General features: G+C 58.6%; 18 protein-coding genes. 4 read left to right on the top strand and 14 right to left on the bottom strand.

Annotated features, from left to right (window positions below; genetic code table 11):
- Positions 1–145: 145 nt before the first annotated feature.
- On the top strand, positions 146–691 hold the full coding sequence (locus J3P81_RS24735; protein WP_434561478.1) for a hypothetical protein: 546 nt from the start codon (positions 146–148) through the stop codon (positions 689–691).
- A gap of 40 nt (positions 692–731) precedes the next feature.
- On the opposite strand, the gene J3P81_RS24730 is transcribed toward J3P81_RS24735, so the two are convergent.
- The gene (locus tag J3P81_RS24730; RefSeq protein WP_434561476.1) at positions 732–1,367 is read right to left on the bottom strand and encodes a hypothetical protein; all 636 of its coding nucleotides are present in this window, start codon (positions 1,365–1,367) and stop codon (positions 732–734) included.
- Positions 1,368–1,572: 205 nt separating this feature from the next.
- Between J3P81_RS24730 and J3P81_RS24725 the strand changes: the two genes are divergently transcribed.
- Positions 1,573–2,361, top strand: a complete 789-nt coding sequence (locus J3P81_RS24725; protein ID WP_434561474.1) for an SDR family NAD(P)-dependent oxidoreductase — start codon at positions 1,573–1,575, stop codon at positions 2,359–2,361.
- 110 nt (positions 2,362–2,471) lie between these two features.
- On the opposite strand, the gene J3P81_RS24720 is transcribed toward J3P81_RS24725, so the two are convergent.
- From J3P81_RS24720 to J3P81_RS24690, 7 genes are all read right to left on the bottom strand, one after another.
- Positions 2,472–2,645, bottom strand: coding sequence for a hypothetical protein (locus J3P81_RS24720; protein ID WP_434561472.1), 174 nt, complete (start codon positions 2,643–2,645; stop codon positions 2,472–2,474).
- Between the two features lie 32 nt (positions 2,646–2,677).
- Positions 2,678–3,097 carry an organic hydroperoxide resistance protein gene (locus J3P81_RS24715; RefSeq protein ID WP_030139009.1) on the bottom strand — a complete coding sequence of 140 codons (420 nt, stop codon included), beginning with the start codon at positions 3,095–3,097 and terminating at the stop codon, positions 2,678–2,680.
- Between the two features lie 364 nt (positions 3,098–3,461).
- A complete protein-coding gene (locus J3P81_RS24710) occupies positions 3,462–4,586 on the bottom strand; it encodes a diguanylate cyclase (protein ID WP_434561470.1) in 1,125 nt (374 codons plus the stop codon).
- Positions 4,587–4,813: 227 nt separating this feature from the next.
- Positions 4,814–5,188: a lysozyme inhibitor LprI family protein gene (locus J3P81_RS24705; RefSeq protein ID WP_434561468.1), complete on the bottom strand. Its 375-nt coding sequence runs from the start codon at positions 5,186–5,188 to the stop codon at positions 4,814–4,816.
- Between the two features lie 201 nt (positions 5,189–5,389).
- Positions 5,390–6,160, bottom strand: coding sequence for a MetQ/NlpA family ABC transporter substrate-binding protein (locus J3P81_RS24700; protein ID WP_434561466.1), 771 nt, complete (start codon positions 6,158–6,160; stop codon positions 5,390–5,392).
- A gap of 78 nt (positions 6,161–6,238) precedes the next feature.
- Positions 6,239–6,913 carry a methionine ABC transporter permease gene (locus J3P81_RS24695; protein ID WP_420766034.1) on the bottom strand — a complete coding sequence of 225 codons (675 nt, stop codon included), beginning with the start codon at positions 6,911–6,913 and terminating at the stop codon, positions 6,239–6,241.
- Complete coding sequence (locus tag J3P81_RS24690) at positions 6,913–7,920, bottom strand: methionine ABC transporter ATP-binding protein (RefSeq protein ID WP_420766033.1); 1,008 nt, start codon at positions 7,918–7,920, stop codon at positions 6,913–6,915. The genes J3P81_RS24695 and J3P81_RS24690 overlap by 1 nt, the downstream gene beginning before the upstream one ends.
- A gap of 266 nt (positions 7,921–8,186) precedes the next feature.
- Between J3P81_RS24690 and katE the strand changes: the two genes are divergently transcribed.
- Entirely contained in the window at positions 8,187–10,322 is a 2,136-nt protein-coding gene (gene katE / locus J3P81_RS24685; protein WP_434561464.1) for a catalase HPII, read from the top strand.
- Positions 10,323–10,443: 121 nt separating this feature from the next.
- Here katE and J3P81_RS24680 read toward each other — a convergent pair whose 3' ends face one another.
- From J3P81_RS24680 to zur, 4 genes are read right to left on the bottom strand one after another with little or no spacing between them, the layout of a single operon-like run.
- Positions 10,444–11,154, bottom strand: a complete 711-nt coding sequence (locus J3P81_RS24680) for a PA5502 family lipoprotein (protein WP_434561462.1) — start codon at positions 11,152–11,154, stop codon at positions 10,444–10,446.
- A gap of 37 nt (positions 11,155–11,191) precedes the next feature.
- The gene (gene znuB / locus J3P81_RS24675; protein ID WP_420766029.1) at positions 11,192–11,980 is read right to left on the bottom strand and encodes a zinc ABC transporter permease subunit ZnuB; all 789 of its coding nucleotides are present in this window, start codon (positions 11,978–11,980) and stop codon (positions 11,192–11,194) included.
- Positions 11,973–12,755: a zinc ABC transporter ATP-binding protein ZnuC gene (gene znuC, locus J3P81_RS24670; protein WP_420766028.1), complete on the bottom strand. Its 783-nt coding sequence runs from the start codon at positions 12,753–12,755 to the stop codon at positions 11,973–11,975. Before znuC ends, znuB begins: the two co-directional genes overlap by 8 nt.
- Positions 12,755–13,237 (bottom strand): zinc uptake transcriptional repressor Zur, encoded by a 483-nt coding sequence (gene zur, locus J3P81_RS24665; RefSeq protein WP_420766027.1) that lies wholly within the window; start codon positions 13,235–13,237, stop codon positions 12,755–12,757. The genes znuC and zur overlap by 1 nt, the downstream gene beginning before the upstream one ends.
- Before the next feature lie 66 nt (positions 13,238–13,303).
- Between zur and znuA the strand changes: the two genes are divergently transcribed.
- Positions 13,304–14,236: a zinc ABC transporter substrate-binding protein ZnuA gene (gene znuA / locus J3P81_RS24660; RefSeq protein ID WP_434561460.1), complete on the top strand. Its 933-nt coding sequence runs from the start codon at positions 13,304–13,306 to the stop codon at positions 14,234–14,236.
- A gap of 130 nt (positions 14,237–14,366) precedes the next feature.
- On the opposite strand, the gene J3P81_RS24655 is transcribed toward znuA, so the two are convergent.
- The gene (locus J3P81_RS24655) at positions 14,367–15,317 is read right to left on the bottom strand and encodes a homoserine kinase (RefSeq protein ID WP_434561458.1); all 951 of its coding nucleotides are present in this window, start codon (positions 15,315–15,317) and stop codon (positions 14,367–14,369) included.
- A 59-nt stretch (positions 15,318–15,376) separates the two neighbouring features.
- Positions 15,377–15,664, bottom strand: a complete 288-nt coding sequence (locus tag J3P81_RS24650) for a DUF2782 domain-containing protein (protein ID WP_030138994.1) — start codon at positions 15,662–15,664, stop codon at positions 15,377–15,379.
- Positions 15,665–15,718 lie beyond the last annotated feature (54 nt).

Raw genomic sequence — 15,718 nt, 5'->3', positions numbered from 1 at the left:
GCCCCAATCTTTCCGCCAGACACCCCGCCCCAGCTTCAACGCCGACCCCACCGAGCAGAAAAACCCTCAGCGGCCGTCGTACCGGTTGATGGCTAAAAGCTACCATCGGATAATGCCTCTTCAAAAAAGCACATAAGGATTTGCTGTGAAGAAGCTCTACCTGGCTCTACCGCTCTGCGCGCTGCTGCTCCAAGGTTGCGGCGTAACCATGACCCGCTATGAACCCGATTTTCAGAACGTTCAGCAGCTCAGGAAAAATGAACCCATGCAGCCTCTGCGCGAAGCACAGGTGAATGCCGATTCGGGCCAGGGGTCGTTGATGGTGCGCTTGAACCCGATTTCCTCGCCCGAAGGCAGCGTTCCACTGCACATCCAGGCAGCGATCAACAATGAACTCCGTCAAGCTGGCCTGCTCGACGCCCGCGCTGACCGTCAGCTGCAGGTTCAATTGATCAAAAGCCAGCTCACCGCAGGTGTGGGTAGCGGCCACGGCGAATTGGCTGCACGGTTCACGTTGCGTAAAGGTGATCAGGTCTTGTACGAAACCACTAAAGATGTCCAGCGTGACTGGGACAGCAGTTTCTTCGGTGCGATCGCCATTCCGGCTGCCGCGAACAACTACAACCCGATGTTGCAGGATTTGCTAAAGAGCCTGTACAGCGATCCACAGTTCACTCAAGCATTGAAGTGAGCAAAAAAAGAGCCGCAATTGCGGCTCTTTTTTCTGAGTATCAGCCCCGTGGGATTTGGGTACCGACAGCTGAATATTTCATGCGGTTATTGTCGACCCAGTTCTTCAACAGCGCATTGACTTGCCGATTGAAAGTGTCGGTGACGGCAGCCTTGGGCGTGTTACCTGCCAACGGCAGGAACCAGATGCCCATCCACGTATTGATCGCATCGTGATTGCTGGCCTTGCCCAATGGTTGGCCATGCTCATCCAGCGTTTCCAGGCTCATGGTGTACTGGTCGGTTGCCAGCGCAGGAATGATGGTGAACGTAAAGCCGCTGATGAACGCCAAGACCATCTGCCCACCACCTGGCGCATGGTTGTAAACCTTCAATCGCAGACTGTAGTCGCCTGGTTGCTTCTGGAACTCGTCAAAGACCACGCGTCCGAATAGCCCTGATTCATCGAAAGTGCGTTTCAGCTCGGGCTTGAGCATGTCGCGAGCTTGCGGTACCTCAGTGGCCTTGGCATTGTCGGGGTCGCCCTGATAGAAATCGAAGTCGACATAGACGTTTGGCTTGTTCGAGTAACCCGCCATCGAAGGCATATCGACAGGTGCTACTTCATCTTTGGTGAAACTGGCGCATCCACTGAGACTCAAGGCCAAGGTGAGGCCTATGACTTTTGCAAATTGCATATCGACTTCCTTGCGTAAATTTCTACATGCCGCTCACGGAGAGGGCACGAATTCTAGCGAGATTTCCATGAAATCAAAAGGCCATCATTCGGGTGGGCTAGATAGGGTGTGAGGGGCTGTGTAAAGGGAACAGATTTATTTGTCGTTAAAATCGTCCAACCAATAGTACCGCACCCCCTGATTCACCCATCAAGGAGTCACGCTCATGAACATCGACTTCACCGGACGTCACGTCCTGGTCACCGGTTCCACCAGCGGTATCGGTTTCGCGACCGCCAAAGGCTTCCTGGAAGCCGGCGCCCATGTGGTCATCAACGGTCGCAGCGAGAGCAGCGTGGAGGATGCGTTGCAGCGGTTGGGTGATCTTTCCTCCAAGGCCACAGGCTTTGTGGGTGATCTCAGTAACGAGCGAGGTTGCCAGACACTCATCGCCAAGCACCCCAGCTTCGATATCGTCATCAACAACCTGGGCATTTTCAAACAGGAGGACTTCTTCGAGACGCCGGACAGCGAATGGCAGCGCTTCTTCGAAACCAACGTGATGTCCGGTGTGCGTGTTTCCAGGGCTTATGCACAGGGTATGGTCGAGCGCGGTTGGGGGCGGATTGTATTTGTCTCGTCGGAATCGGGCGTGAACATTCCCGCCGACATGATCCACTACGGCTTCACCAAAACCGCGCAACTGTCCATCGCTCGCGGCCTGGCCAAACGCCTCGCCGGCACGGGCGTGACGGTGAACTCAGTGTTGCCTGGGCCGACACTGTCCGAAGGCGTTGCCCAGATGCTCCAGGCAGACGTCGAGCGCAGCGGGGAAAGCCTGGAAAAGGTCGCGGCAGACTTCGTCAACGAGCATCGCAGCACCTCGATCATCCAGCGCGCGGCGCGCGTCGAGGAAGTCGCCAACATGATCATCTACGCCAGCTCGGAACAGGCCTCGGCTACCACCGGCGCGGCGTTGCGTGTGGATGGTGGCGTGGTGGATAGCATCGTTTAGGCTGCTCTGACACATTGCAAAAACGCCGCTTTCTCGTGAGAGATAAGCGGCGTTTCTGTTTTGGAAGTACATAGGTGGATTCGACCGTTTTTTAACGATGAACGGGTAGTTCAGCCCACTCTGTTTTCGATCAGTCGATCCGAACCACCTTCGGCTACGCGATTTTCGATCAGCCGATCCGAGCCCCCCTCAGCGAACGTGGGTTGAACAAAGGGAGTCGCGAACGCATTGCCGAGGGACAGAGCCAGAAGCGAGCCAACGAGTATTTTGCTAAGAGTGTTCATGTCCAGATCCTTTTATTCGTGGAGGAAGTGAGTTAGACGGTGACGTGCAAACGAACGTCGACGTTGCCGCGTGTCGCGTTGGAGTACGGGCAAACCTGGTGAGCCGCATCGACCAGCGCTTGAGCATCGGCTTGATCCAGGCCTGGCAGGCTGATGTGCAGGTCGATGTCCAGGCCGAAACCACCAGGGATCTGGCCAATGCCGACATGGGCCGTGATCGAAGCGTCAGCCGGAATGCTGCGTTTGCTTTGGCTGGCGACAAATTTCAGCGCGCCGATGAAGCAGGCCGAGTAACCCGCTGCGAACAATTGCTCGGGGTTGGTAGCTTCCCCTCCGGCGCCGCCCAAGGCTTTTGGAGTGGCCAGTTTCACGTCGAGAATTTTGTCGCTGGAAACAGCACGGCCATCACGGCCACCGGTGGAGGTTGCGACTGCGGTGTAAAGAACGTTCATGGTGTTTCCTCATTTGCTGATTGATTGGATCGATTTTTGTTTGCGCCAAATGTTTGCGCGCTAACCAGTGGCGTTAAAGTTAATGCATCAATAATTAGCGCGCAATGTAAATTTCAAAATATTTTCCTGCTTTTGGTTAACCCGTTGATATCTAGGAATATTTATTTTCAGCCGTCACAGTCGCGTCAGCACGTGCGCGCCGTGAGGGAATCGGAGGAAGGAGCCATTGGGGAAAGTCAAAAGGGCCAGCGCAATTGCAGGCCTTCGAAGAGAGGAACATCACAAGCCAATGATGGATTCTTGATCATGACCCGTAGAGCATGGACACCATCAAATTCCGACTGGTGATGCAAAGCCAATCCGGCTAAGCAACAGCCACTCGATTACGCCCCAGCGCTTTTGCCCGATACAGGGCCTTATCCGCATCGTTCATCAAGCTATGGAGATCCTTATTGCAGGCCTCCGTCGACGCGACGCCGAGGCTGGCTGATATGCCGTGAACAGGCTCGATCATCAAACCCGCAATGGCATCGATGAGCTGTTCTGCAATCTGGGTAGCGACCTCAATTGAAGTGTCTGGAAGCAGAATGGCGAACTCTTCCCCACCGAGCCGGCCATGTATATCCGTCGCCCGAAACGACGAACTGATCACCGTCCCCATCTCGCGTAAAACCTGATCCCCGACTTGGTGGCCGTAGGTGTCGTTGATGTGCTTGAAGTGATCCATATCCAGCATGACTGCGCACAACCCTAACCGGTTGCTCTTACATTCATCATAGAGCTGCTGGGCATGCTCAAAAAAAGCCCGCCGACTCTTCAGGCCGGTCAGTTCATCGGTTTGTGCGGCACGGGTGGAGATGCTGTTTGCCTGTTCCATCTCACGGGTGAGACGAAAGGCAATTTCCAGGGCTTGGGACATTTTGTGCGTGGCGCGAGCGGCAAATGCCGCGAACACCAAGATTGAAAGTGCCATGCCGACTTGAATCGGAGACGGTTGAAAGAGCAGCCAGACGGTGCACGGGAACAGCACCAGGCCAATGGAGGCCAGGGTCATATCGCGGTAAGCCGAATAGCAGGACACCGCACTGACAGACATGCCCACGGTAAACAGCATGACCAGCGCCTGGGACAACAGATCGTCCGCTGGCATCAGCATGAACGCACCACCGCCCCAGATGCTGGCGGATAGCACTAGCGTGACCCAGTACCTGCGCTCCCAGCGTTGTGGCGTACGCTCACTTTCGTCGCTGCGCAGATAGGCTATGAACATCGCGATACGCAACAGCGTCGATGCGGTCAGGATTAATAGCCACCAAGCGATAGTGCTGTGGTCAAACCGATCCCAACACAGCCAACTCAACATGATGGCAGCCAGGTAACTACCGAAAACCGCAGAAACAGACTGGCGAAACAGTTGCTGCAACCGATCTGTTCGAACCTGCTCGGCTATTACAAAATCCTGGCCATTGCGCAATCTTGGGCCATCCATTTGAACCACCTGATTATGACGCAGCGAAGAAGGCGATTGTGGCACCCTGCCATTAGCGCAAACAACTGAATTAAGCCCACAGCCCCAATTGCACCGAACTTAGTGGCGAGGATGCTTGCTTCCGCTGGGCCGTGACAGCGGCTCAACCTGCTAAAGAAAAAACCCGACGCTTCACGTCGGGTTTTTCGTGGCTACGACTGCAACCCGATGCGCTCAATGCTAGCGGATTACTCGACCTGCGACAGCTTCGCGTCGTCGCAACCGGCGGCACGGCATTCGCGCTCGATAGCCTTGAGTATGACGATACGCGCCTCAGTCTTCTCATTGGCACAGTCCAAGTAGAGCAGGCCATCGTTGGAACAGGCGTTGTCACGAGTCTTGATCCACTGGATCTGAGCGGCTTTCACTTTTTTCTTTTGATCCGGATTCAGCGCGCTCATCGTCTTCTTGTATTGATCATTGATGTCCTGATCTGACTGAACCATTTTCAGCGATGCGCAATAGGTTCTGTCATAGGCGTTTCTAGGATTATCGCAACTCATCGCAGACGCCGATGCCGATGCCGTTGCCAGCAATGCCCCAACCAACAAAGACTTGATCACTACTTCTCTCCCTGAATGCCCTCTATTGATTAGAGGTTGCGGCGCGAATTTATCATGAGGGTTTGTAAAACAATAAAAGTATTTGATTCAGCCATTTCTTTACCGAGCGGCAACCAGCTTGTTGTTTTAGCTCTTTATTCCAAGCATAAAAAAACGGGCCTGCATTCCCACGCAGCCCCGTTTTTTTGCTACCTGATCAGCTCAAAACGCCGGCAAAACCGCCCCTTTGTACTTCTCCAGAATGAATTTCTTCACTTCCGGCGTATGCAAAGCCGCCACCAGCTTCTTCATCGCCTCACTGTCCTTGTCGTCCGGACGGGCAACGAGGATGTTCACATAAGGCGAGTCGTTACCTTCAATCACCAACGCATCCTTGGAAGGATCAAGCTTGGCTTCCAACGCATAGTTGGTATTGATCAGAGCCAGATCCACCTGGGTCAGTACCCGCGGAATGGTCGCGGCTTCCAGCTCACGGAACTTCAGGTCCTTCGGGTTTTCAACGATGTCTTTGGTGGTCGACAGGATATTGTTCGAATCCTTCAACTTGATCACCCCAGCCTTCGCCAACAGCAACAGCGCACGGCCGCCGTTGGTGGCGTCGTTAGGAATCACCACGTTGGCGCCGCCTGGCAGTTCTTCCAGCTTTTTGTATTTGCTCGAATACGCGCCCAGTGGCTCCAGGTGCACACCCGCCACGCTCACCAAGTGCGTGCCCTTGGCTTTGTTGAACTCATCCAGGTACGGCTGGTGCTGGAAGAAGTTGGCGTCCAGGCGCTTTTCAGCCACCTGTACGTTCGGCTGGATGTAGTCGGTGAAGACTTTGACCTTGAGGTCCACGCCTTCCTTCGCCAACGCCGGTTTGACGAATTCGAGGATTTCCGCATGGGGGACCGGCGTGGCCGCGACGGTCAGGGTATCGGCGTGGGCAGAGAACGCTGCGGCGGCAGCGAAGGCAACCAGTAGTTTTTTCATTCAGCTAACTCCTTTTTAGGCGCCTGCTCTCGACGCCGCCAGCGAATGGCCGGCTCATGGTTTTATTGGCGCGAGGCCTTATTTTCTAGAGAAATGCACAACCAGTTTGTCGCCCACGGTTTGCAGAACCTGAACCAGCACCAGCAGCAACACCACGGTGACGACCATGACATCGGTCTGGAAACGCTGGTAACCGAAGCGGATCGCCAGGTCGCCCAGACCACCGGCGCCGACCACACCGGCCATGGCCGTGTAGGACACCAGCGTAATGGCTGTCACCGTAATCGCTGCAAAAATGCCCGGGCGGGCTTCCGGCAGCAAGGCGTTGACGATGATCTGCCGCGTGGTGGCGCCCATGGCCTGGGTCGCTTCGATGATGCCGCGATCCACTTCGCGCAGTGCCGTTTCCACCAGGCGAGCGAAGAACGGGGTGGCGCCGACCACCAACGGTGGGATCGCGCCGGCCACGCCCAGGGAGGTGCCGGTGATCAACACCGTGAACGGGATCATCACGATCAACAGGATGATGAATGGCAGCGAACGCAGGATGTTTACGACCAGCGACAGCAGCGCATAAACGCCGCGGGCTTCGAGCAACTGGCGCGGGCTGCACAGAAACAGCAACACGCCCAGGGGCAAGCCGAGCAGCACGGTGAACAGCAGCGAACCGAACAGCATCAGGAAGGTGTCGCCGGTGGCCAGCCAGATTTCCAGCCAGTCGATATTGGAGAAGAACGAACTCAACAGTTCCATTAGCGCAGCACCTCCATGTGGACATCGGCCGCGGTGAAGCGGGCGAACGCCGCCTCCATGTCACCGCCGGTGATGGCGAGGGTCAGTTGCCCGTAGGGGGTGTCTTTGATGCGGTCGATACGTCCCGCCAGGATGCTGTAGTCCACGCCGGTCTCCCGGGCGACGGTGCCGAGCAACGGCGCGTAGGTCGCATCGCCTTGGAACGTCAGACGCACGATGCGTCCTGGGACGTGGGCGAAATCGTCGCGCTGTTCGCTTTCGTCGATCTGCTCGTCTTCCTGGACGAAACGTTTGGTGGTCGGGTGCTTGGGGTGCAGGAACACGTCGGCAACCGGGCCTTGCTCGACGATTACGCCAGCGTCCATCACCGCCACTTGATCGCACACTCGGCGGATCACGTCCATTTCGTGGGTGATCAAAACGATAGTCAGCTTCAGCTCGCGGTTGATCTCCGCCAGCAATTGCAGCACCGAGGCGGTGGTCTGCGGGTCAAGGGCGCTGGTGGCCTCGTCGCAAAGCAGGATCTTGGGTTTGGTCGCCAGGGCACGGGCGATGCCGACGCGCTGCTTCTGGCCGCCGGACAATTGCGCCGGGTATTTGCGGGCATGGTCTGAAAGCCCTACCCGCGCCAGCAGCTCGGCGACGCGCCGGTCGATTTCGCTGCGGGACAATTCGCCCGCCAGCGTCAGCGGCAGCGCCACGTTGTCGGCGACAGTCTTGGATGCCAGCAGGTTGAAGTGCTGGAAGATCATCCCGACCTGTTGACGGAAACGGCGCAGGCCGCTGGCGTCCAGGGCGGTGACTTCTTCGCCATCGACGATGATCTTGCCGCCCGTGGAATCTTCCAGGCGATTGATCAGGCGCAGCAGAGTACTTTTTCCTGCTCCGGAATGGCCGATGAGGCCGAAGACCTGACCGTTCTCGATTGTCAGGCTGGTCGGATGCAGGGCGGGGATATCCCTACCGGCAACCCGGTAGGTTTTATGGACGTTTTGAAACTCGATCACGTAGCGAACCTTGTGGGGCGCGTTGAAAAAGGATCAGCGGTAAGCCGGGCGCGCATTTTAGCCTGTCCTTATAGGGGTTCTTAGCATTTATTTGAGATTGAACCAGCGAATTGGCAATAAGGCGATCAAAGGACATTAAAAAGGAACACAGCGAAACGGTACTGGTCACTCATTAGGCAACTCAAAACATGCCCAGGTACCGTGCCTGGCGCATCGAACTCATGGGTCCTGGCCACGGCGGGGATCGCAACGAGGAGTCACGCCTGATGAGCACTAAAAAGCCTGCCGCCCCTAGCCAACTGGCCGGGACCGATACCTTGGATCGCACCAACACCAACGCCAAGCTCGAAAGCCTGGAGCAGTTTCGCTCCGATGCCACGGAACAGGCGCTGCGCACAAACCAGGGCGTGAAAATCGCCGATAACCAGAACACCCTGCGTGCCGGCGCCCGTGGGCCATCGTTGCTGGAAGATTTCATCATGCGTGAGAAAATCACGCACTTTGACCATGAGCGGATCCCGGAGCGCATCGTCCATGCCCGCGGGACCGGTGCCCATGGCTACTTTCAGGCCTATGAATCACATGCGGCCCTGACCAAGGCTGGTTTCCTGCAAGACCCCAATAAAAAAACGCCTGTGTTCGTGCGTTTTTCCACCGTGCAGGGTCCACGCGGTTCCGGTGACACCGTACGGGACGTGCGCGGTTTTGCCGTGAAATTTTTCACCGACGAGGGCAACTTCGACCTGGTGGGCAACAACATGCCGGTATTTTTCATCCAGGACGCGGTGAAATTTCCAGATTTTGTCCACGCGGTGAAACCCGAGCCCCATAACGAAATCCCCACCGGTGGCTCGGCCCACGACACCTTTTGGGATTTTGTCTCATTGGTTCCGGAATCTGCTCACATGGTGATATGGGCCATGTCCGACAGGGCGATTCCAAAGAGCCTGCGCACGATGCAGGGTTTTGGCGTGCACACCTTCCGTATGATCAACGCTGAAGGGCGCAGCAGCTTCGTCAAGTTCCACTGGCGGCCCAAGGCGGGCACTTGTTCCCTGGTGTGGGACGAAGCCCAGAAGCTTGCAGGCAAGGACACCGATTATCACCGTCGCGATCTGTGGGAATCCATCGAGATGGGCGACTACCCCGAGTGGGAGTTCGGCGTTCAGATCGTTGCCGAGGAAGACGAGCATAAATTCGACTTCGACTTGCTCGACCCGACCAAGATCATCCCAGAAGAACTTGTGCCCATCACCCCGTTGGGCAAGATGGTACTGAACCGCAACCCGGACAACTTCTTCGCCGAGGTGGAGCAGATTGCGTTCTGCCCAGGACATATCGTGCCGGGCATCGACTTCACCAACGACCCATTGCTGCAAGGACGGCTGTTTTCATACACCGATACGCAGATCAGCCGACTCGGCGGCCCGAATTTTCATGAGCTGCCTATTAACCGCGCCATCACGCCCGTGCACAACGGCCAACGTGATGCGATGCACCGCACCACCATCGATAAAGGGCGCGCGTCCTACGAGCCGAACTCCATCGACGGTGGCTGGCCGAAGGAAACCCCGCCAGGTCCTCAAGATGGCGGTTTCGAAAGCTATCCGGAGCGTATCGACGCCCACAAGATCCGCCAGCGCAGCGATTCGTTCGGTGATCATTTCTCCCAGGCTCGGCTGTTCTACAAGAGCATGAGCGCCCACGAACAAGAGCACATTATCGCGGCCTATAGCTTCGAGCTGGGCAAGGTGGAGCGCGAGTTCATCAGGGCGAGGCAGGTAAACGAGATTCTCGCCAATATCGATCTGGAGTTGGCCGGGCGCGTTGCGAAAAACCTCGGCTTGCCGGCGCCCACCGCCTGTACGGTTGATGTTCCGACGCCTTCGTTGCAGCAGTCCCCGGCATTGAGCCAGGCGAACCTGCTGTCCGGCGACATCAAGACACGCAAGGTCGCGGTGTTGGTGGCGAATGGCGTCGACGGCGCGATCATCGATGCGCTCAAAAAGGCGCTGGAGGCAGAAGGCGCCCACGCGAAGATCCTTGGTCCGACGTCCGCTCCAGTGACGGCGGCCAACGGACAAACGCTGCCGGTGGATGCTTCGATGGAAGGCCTGCCGTCGATTGCCTTCGACGCGGTGTTTGTACCGGGTGGCGTGGAGTCGATCAAAGCCTTGAGTGCCGATGGAGTGGCGTTGCACTACCTGTTGGAAGCTTACAAACACCTCAAGGCCATTGCGCTGCATGGCGAAGCCCGGCAGTTGTTGATGTTGTTGAAGCTAGAGGCGGACGCAGGGTTGATTCCGGATGCTGACGCGAGCAAGTTCCAGGCGTTTTTTGACGCGATTGCTCAACATCGGGTTTGGGCGCGGGAGGCTAAGGCCAAGGCGGTTCCGGCCTAAAGGAAATTTGTTGTCCGCCGGGACGCTATCGCGAGCAAGCTCGCTCCCACGGGGGTTAGTAGTCGTTCACTAAACTCATGGGAAGCGAGCGTGCTACGGGCAGCGTTCCGACGAGGCTTTGTCAGGGCTTGCGCGGAGTTAGAACCAACTGCGCAGGCACGTTGCGTAAAATTTGCTTGCGCAGTTTCAGATCGAACCCAGGATCTAGCTTCTTGACTCGTTTGCTCAGCAATGTGGCCAACCAAGGGTAATCATCGGTGCGCGGCACCTGGATGCTGACATCACACTTGAAATTCACAATATCTGCGGCGATGGCGTCCAGTTGATGACGCATTTGCCGAATATCACCTAGATTCAACGCGACTGTCGTGCTGGGTGCGCTCGGATCGATCATTTTGGCGACCGGCTTGGCTTCGGCGGCCTTGAGATCGGCCTCGGCTTTTTCCAGGTCGGCTTTACGCGCTTCGGCAATCGCGCTGTTGACTTCGCCGGTAAGCGCCGGCGCCTTTGGCATCAGGGCGCGAGCTCGGCTAAGGGCCGTGGCGGCGGCATTTACATCGCCTTTCTGCAGATCGATCTGGCTACGGCGCAAGTACGCCTCGGCCAGTTGACGCTGGTAAGGCTCCAACGATGGGTCTTCCGGCGATTGAGCCTGCAACGTTGCCAATTGATCTTCGGCGGTGGCCAATTCATTGCCGGCCAGGCTCTGTTGCAGCTGCGCGAGGGCCGGACCCCGCGTATCAGGGGCTTGGGTGACCGGCGGCGTGCTCTGGCAGGCGCCCAGCAGGGAAAACGCGACAAGGAGCAGATAACGGGAGGCGAACGGCTTCATTCCTGCGACTCTCTATTTGCGCAAAAAGCGAGCAAGTCTACACCCCTCGACGGGGTAGGACAAAACTCAGCAGAAACAACGCCGCGGCGCTGACCACGATGGACGGGCCGGCCGGGGTGTCCTTGAACCATGAAAGTGCCAGCCCGCCACATACGGCGAGCATGCCCAGCAGGCTCGCGCCCAGGGCCATCTGCTCGGGCGAGCGAGCGTGACGCTGTGCCGCAGCCGCCGGAATGATCAGCAACGAAGTAATCAGCAACACACCGACGATCTTCATCGCCACCGCAATGACAACCGCGATCAACAGCATCAGCGCCAATCGCAGGCCCACCACGGGCAAACCTTCGACCCGCGCCAGCTCCTCATGGACCGTGACCGCCAGCAGCGGACGCCACAGCGCCACGAGCAACGCCAGTACCGCCGCGCTGCCGCCAAGGATCCAAGAGAGATCCGCCGGGCTGATCGCCAGCAGGTCACCGAACAGATAGGCCATCAGGTCGATACGGACGTCACGCATGAAGCTCAGCACCACCAATCCCAAGGACAGGGTGCTGGGGGCCAAGATGCCCAGCAACGTGTCGGACGCCAGCGGCTGGCGCTGTTGCAGGGTCACCAGCACCACCGCCAGCAACAGGCAGCCGACGGTAACGGCCACTGCGGGACTGACGTCCAGCAGGAAACCCAGGGCCACGCCCAAGAGCGCCGCATGGGACAAGGTGTCGCCAAAATATGCCATGCGCCGCCAGACCACGAACGAGCCCAGTGGACCAGCCACGAGCGCGAGGGCCAAGCCTGCAAGCAGGGCATACAACAGAAAATCAGCCATGCTTGCAGCCGTCTCCATGAACATGATTGGAAGCAGAAGGGGCGCTGACCACCGAACCGTGCAGGTCATGGGCATGGTCATGGTGGTGGTGATAAATCGCCAGGCTCTGTGCGTTCTTTCCGAACAATTCGACGAATGCTGGATCACCGCTGACTTGTTCGGGGTGGCCGGAGCAGCAAACGTGGCGGTTGAGGCACACCACTTGGTCGGTGGTGCTCATGACCAAATGAAGATCGTGGGAGACCATTAACACGCCGCAACCATGGCGGTCGCGCAGGCGGGTGATCAAGCTGTATAGCTCGGCCTGTCCCGCGACATCGACGCCTTGCACGGGCTCGTCGAGCACCAATAACTCCGGCTCGCGCAGCAGGGCCCGGGCCAGCAATACACGCTGCATCTCGCCCCCGGAAACACTTTGCACCGGACTGTCGATCACTTGCTCGGCGCCGACTTCCTTCAGCGCCGCCAAGGCTCGCTCGCGATCGACGCCTGGTACCAGGCGCAGGAAGCGCAGGACCGAAAGCGGCAAGGTCGGATCGACGTGGAGTTTTTGCGGCATGTAGCCGACGCGCAACTTGGGTTTGCGCCAGACGCTGCCGCTGTTTGGCTTGAGCAAACCCAGCACGGCGCGCACCAGGGTGGTCTTGCCGGCGCCGTTGGGGCCGATCAAGGTCACGATCTGCCCCGGTTCGACGCTTAAATGGATGTTGTCCAGCACGCTCTGCCCGGCGAACGTCACGGCCACCTGGTCGAGGCGGATCAACGCGTTGCTCATCAGGCCCCCTGGCAGCCGGAGCAGAGACCGACCACTTCGACGGTCTGGGTGTCGACCACGAAGCCGACCTCCCTGGCGCTGGCGATGATCGCGTCGCTGATGGACTTTTGTTCAAGCTCGATCGCCGCATGACATTCGCGACAGATCAGGAACTGGCCCTGGTGGGCATGCTCCGGGTGGTTGCAGCCGACGAAGGCATTCAGCGACGAGATGCGATGCACCAAGCCGTTTTCCAGCAGGAAGTCCAGCGCACGGTAGACGGTCGGCGGCGCGGCCCGTCGGCCGTCCTGCTCGCTGAGCACCGCGAGGATGTCATATGCACCCAGCGGCTTGTGGCTTTGCCAGACCAATTCCAGCACGCGCCGACGCAGGGCGGTCAGGCGCAACCCTTGGCGCGCGCAGATGGCGTCGGCCTCGGACAGTGCGCTGTGCACGCAGTGGGAGTGATCGTGGGGACGACTGGCAAGGGGTGTGATAGGCATGGGCAGCGACGAGTTTGGTGAGAGACGTTATTATGTTACCCGTTCTCGTCTCTCCGAGTGGTCATCGTGTCCCGAATTTTTTCGCTCTTTGTCGCTTTTGTCGCAAGTTTTCTGCTGATCGGCCCGGTCCAGGCGGACATCAAGGTACTCACCAGCATCAAGCCGCTGCAATTGATTGCCGCCGCGGTGCAGGACGGCGTGGCCGTTCCGCAGGTATTGCTACCGCCGGGGGCTTCGCCCCATCACTATGCGTTGCGGCCATCCGATGTACGCAAGGTGCAATCGGTGGATTTGCTCTACTGGATCGGCCCAGACATGGAAGGTTTCCTACCGCGTGTGCTGAATGGTCGTACCTTGCCTTCCATCGCGGTCCAGGACTTGCCGGGGCTCAAGTTGCGTCATTTCGCCGAGGACAGCGCGTCCCACGAGGATCATGACCATGATCAGGGCGATGACCACGATCACGACCACCGCCCCGGCACCGTGGATGCCCACCTGTGGCTTTCGCCGCATAATGCGCGGGTGATCGCCGCCAGGATGGCGGCTGACCTGAGCGCTGCGGATCCGGCGAACGCTGCCCGTTACCAAGGCAACCTCAAGGGCTTCAACCAGCGTCTCGATGCGTTGGATACACGCCTCAAGGCCCGCCTGGCCGGGGTCGCGGGCAAACCCTATTTTGTCTTCCACGAGGCGTTCGATTATTTCGAAGACACTTACGGCCTCAAGCACGCCGGTGTGTTCGCCGTGGCCGCCGAAGTGCAGCCCGGAGCCCAGCATGTGGCGGCGATGCGCACGCGCTTGCAAGCGGTAGGCAAGACCTGCGTCTTCAGCGAGCCGCCGTTGCGCCCGCGCCTGGCCGAAACCCTGGTGGCCGGGTTGCCGGTGAAACTGGCGGAGCTGGACGCACTGGGCGGCTACACCCCGGCGACGGCGCAAGGATATGAGCAGCTGTTGGAAAAGTTGGGCAATGATCTGGCGGGGTGTCTGGAGTCGTTGTAACCCCACTGCTCTAGTGGCGAGGGAGCTTGCTCCCGCTGGGCCGCGAAGCGGCCCTAAAAATCTTGCGGTCGCTGCGCAACCGAGCGGGAGCAAGCTCCCTCGCCACAAAAGCCTTCGCGCCGGCCTGCTGTTATAGGGCGAACGGCAACAACGCATGAACCGTCTGCCGCTGCGCCAAGCGCTGCTGGAACTCCATGGGATCGTGAATCAACACATCCTGCCCGGCAAACGATTCGGCGGCGATCAACCGCGACAACCAGAACCGCACGCACGCCACGCGCAGCATGGTCGGCCACAGCTGCGCCTCGGCGGCGGTGAACGGCCGTAGCGCGGCGTAGGCCCCCAGCAGTGCTCTTGCCCGGGGACCGTCGAGCACGCCGTCATCGTCCGAACACCAGTCATTCAAGGCGATGGCGACGTCATAAAGCATCGGCCCGGAGCAGGCGTTGTAGAAATCGATCAATCCGGTCAGGTGCGTGCCTTCGAACATCGCGTTGTCGCGGAACAGGTCCGCGTGGATGTTGGCGCGAGGCAGCGCGAGGATGCCGGCCTTTTGCAGCGAGATCTCGTCCAGCGCTGTTTCCAGCAGCCGACGGGCTTCGGCATCGAGGCGCGACAACAGCTTGGCACCCTCCTCCTGCATCCAGTCGAGGCCGCGATCGGTCTTGCGCTTGATCATTTTGTCGCGTGTCGCCAGGTGCAGGTGTGCGAGCAATTCGCCGACCTGCGCGCAATGCTGCGAATTGGCCTGCTTGATGTGCTTGCCGGCCAGGCGCGGTTGCAGCAGTGCCGGTTTGCCGGCCAGTTCACGCAACGCAACGCCGTCGGTGGTGCGCAGTGCGTAGGGCACCGGCAGGTTGGCGTCGTGCAGCACGTCCAGCAGCTCGATGAAGAACGGCATTTCCTGCACCGGGCCGCGCTCGACCAGGGTCAGGACGAATTCGCCCCGCTCAAGGCTGATGAAAAAATTGGTGTTTTCGCTGCCAGCGGCGATCCCCTGGAAGTCAAGCAGGCGGCCGAGCCCGTAAGGGGCGAGAAAGGTTTCCAGCTCGGGCCGAGCCAGGGGCGTGAACACAGACATGGTTAAAACTGCCAGTACGGGCGCTCTTCAGCGAGCGCCGGTTGAAGTCGAGAGCGGCATTACCACTCAAAGATTTTCCACGAAGGGATCAGCATATCCGGCTGGTCCGAGCGGATGAAATTTGCATCGGTGCCGTCGGCGCGTACCAGGAAATAAGGCTTGCCGTTCTTGGGCGTGACCTTGATCGCGTACAAAAAGCCGTTTTGCCGATATTCCTGGATGGTTTTATCGCCTTCGGTGCGGATGGTGACATCCGGGTCCGCCGAGGGAGCGTCATCCGCCGCCATGACGGCTATCGGGGTGAATGCAAACAAACCAGCGAGTAACAGGCGATTTAGTGTACGCATGATAACCTTGTCCCTTTGTCGTCAACGGTCCCGCTATTCTAGCCCCGGACCCGC

The organism is Pseudomonas sp. R1-6 (assembly GCF_051132115.1).
GTDB lineage: Bacteria > Pseudomonadota > Gammaproteobacteria > Pseudomonadales > Pseudomonadaceae > Aquipseudomonas.
This window is presented reverse-complemented; position numbering and strand designations above follow the sequence as displayed.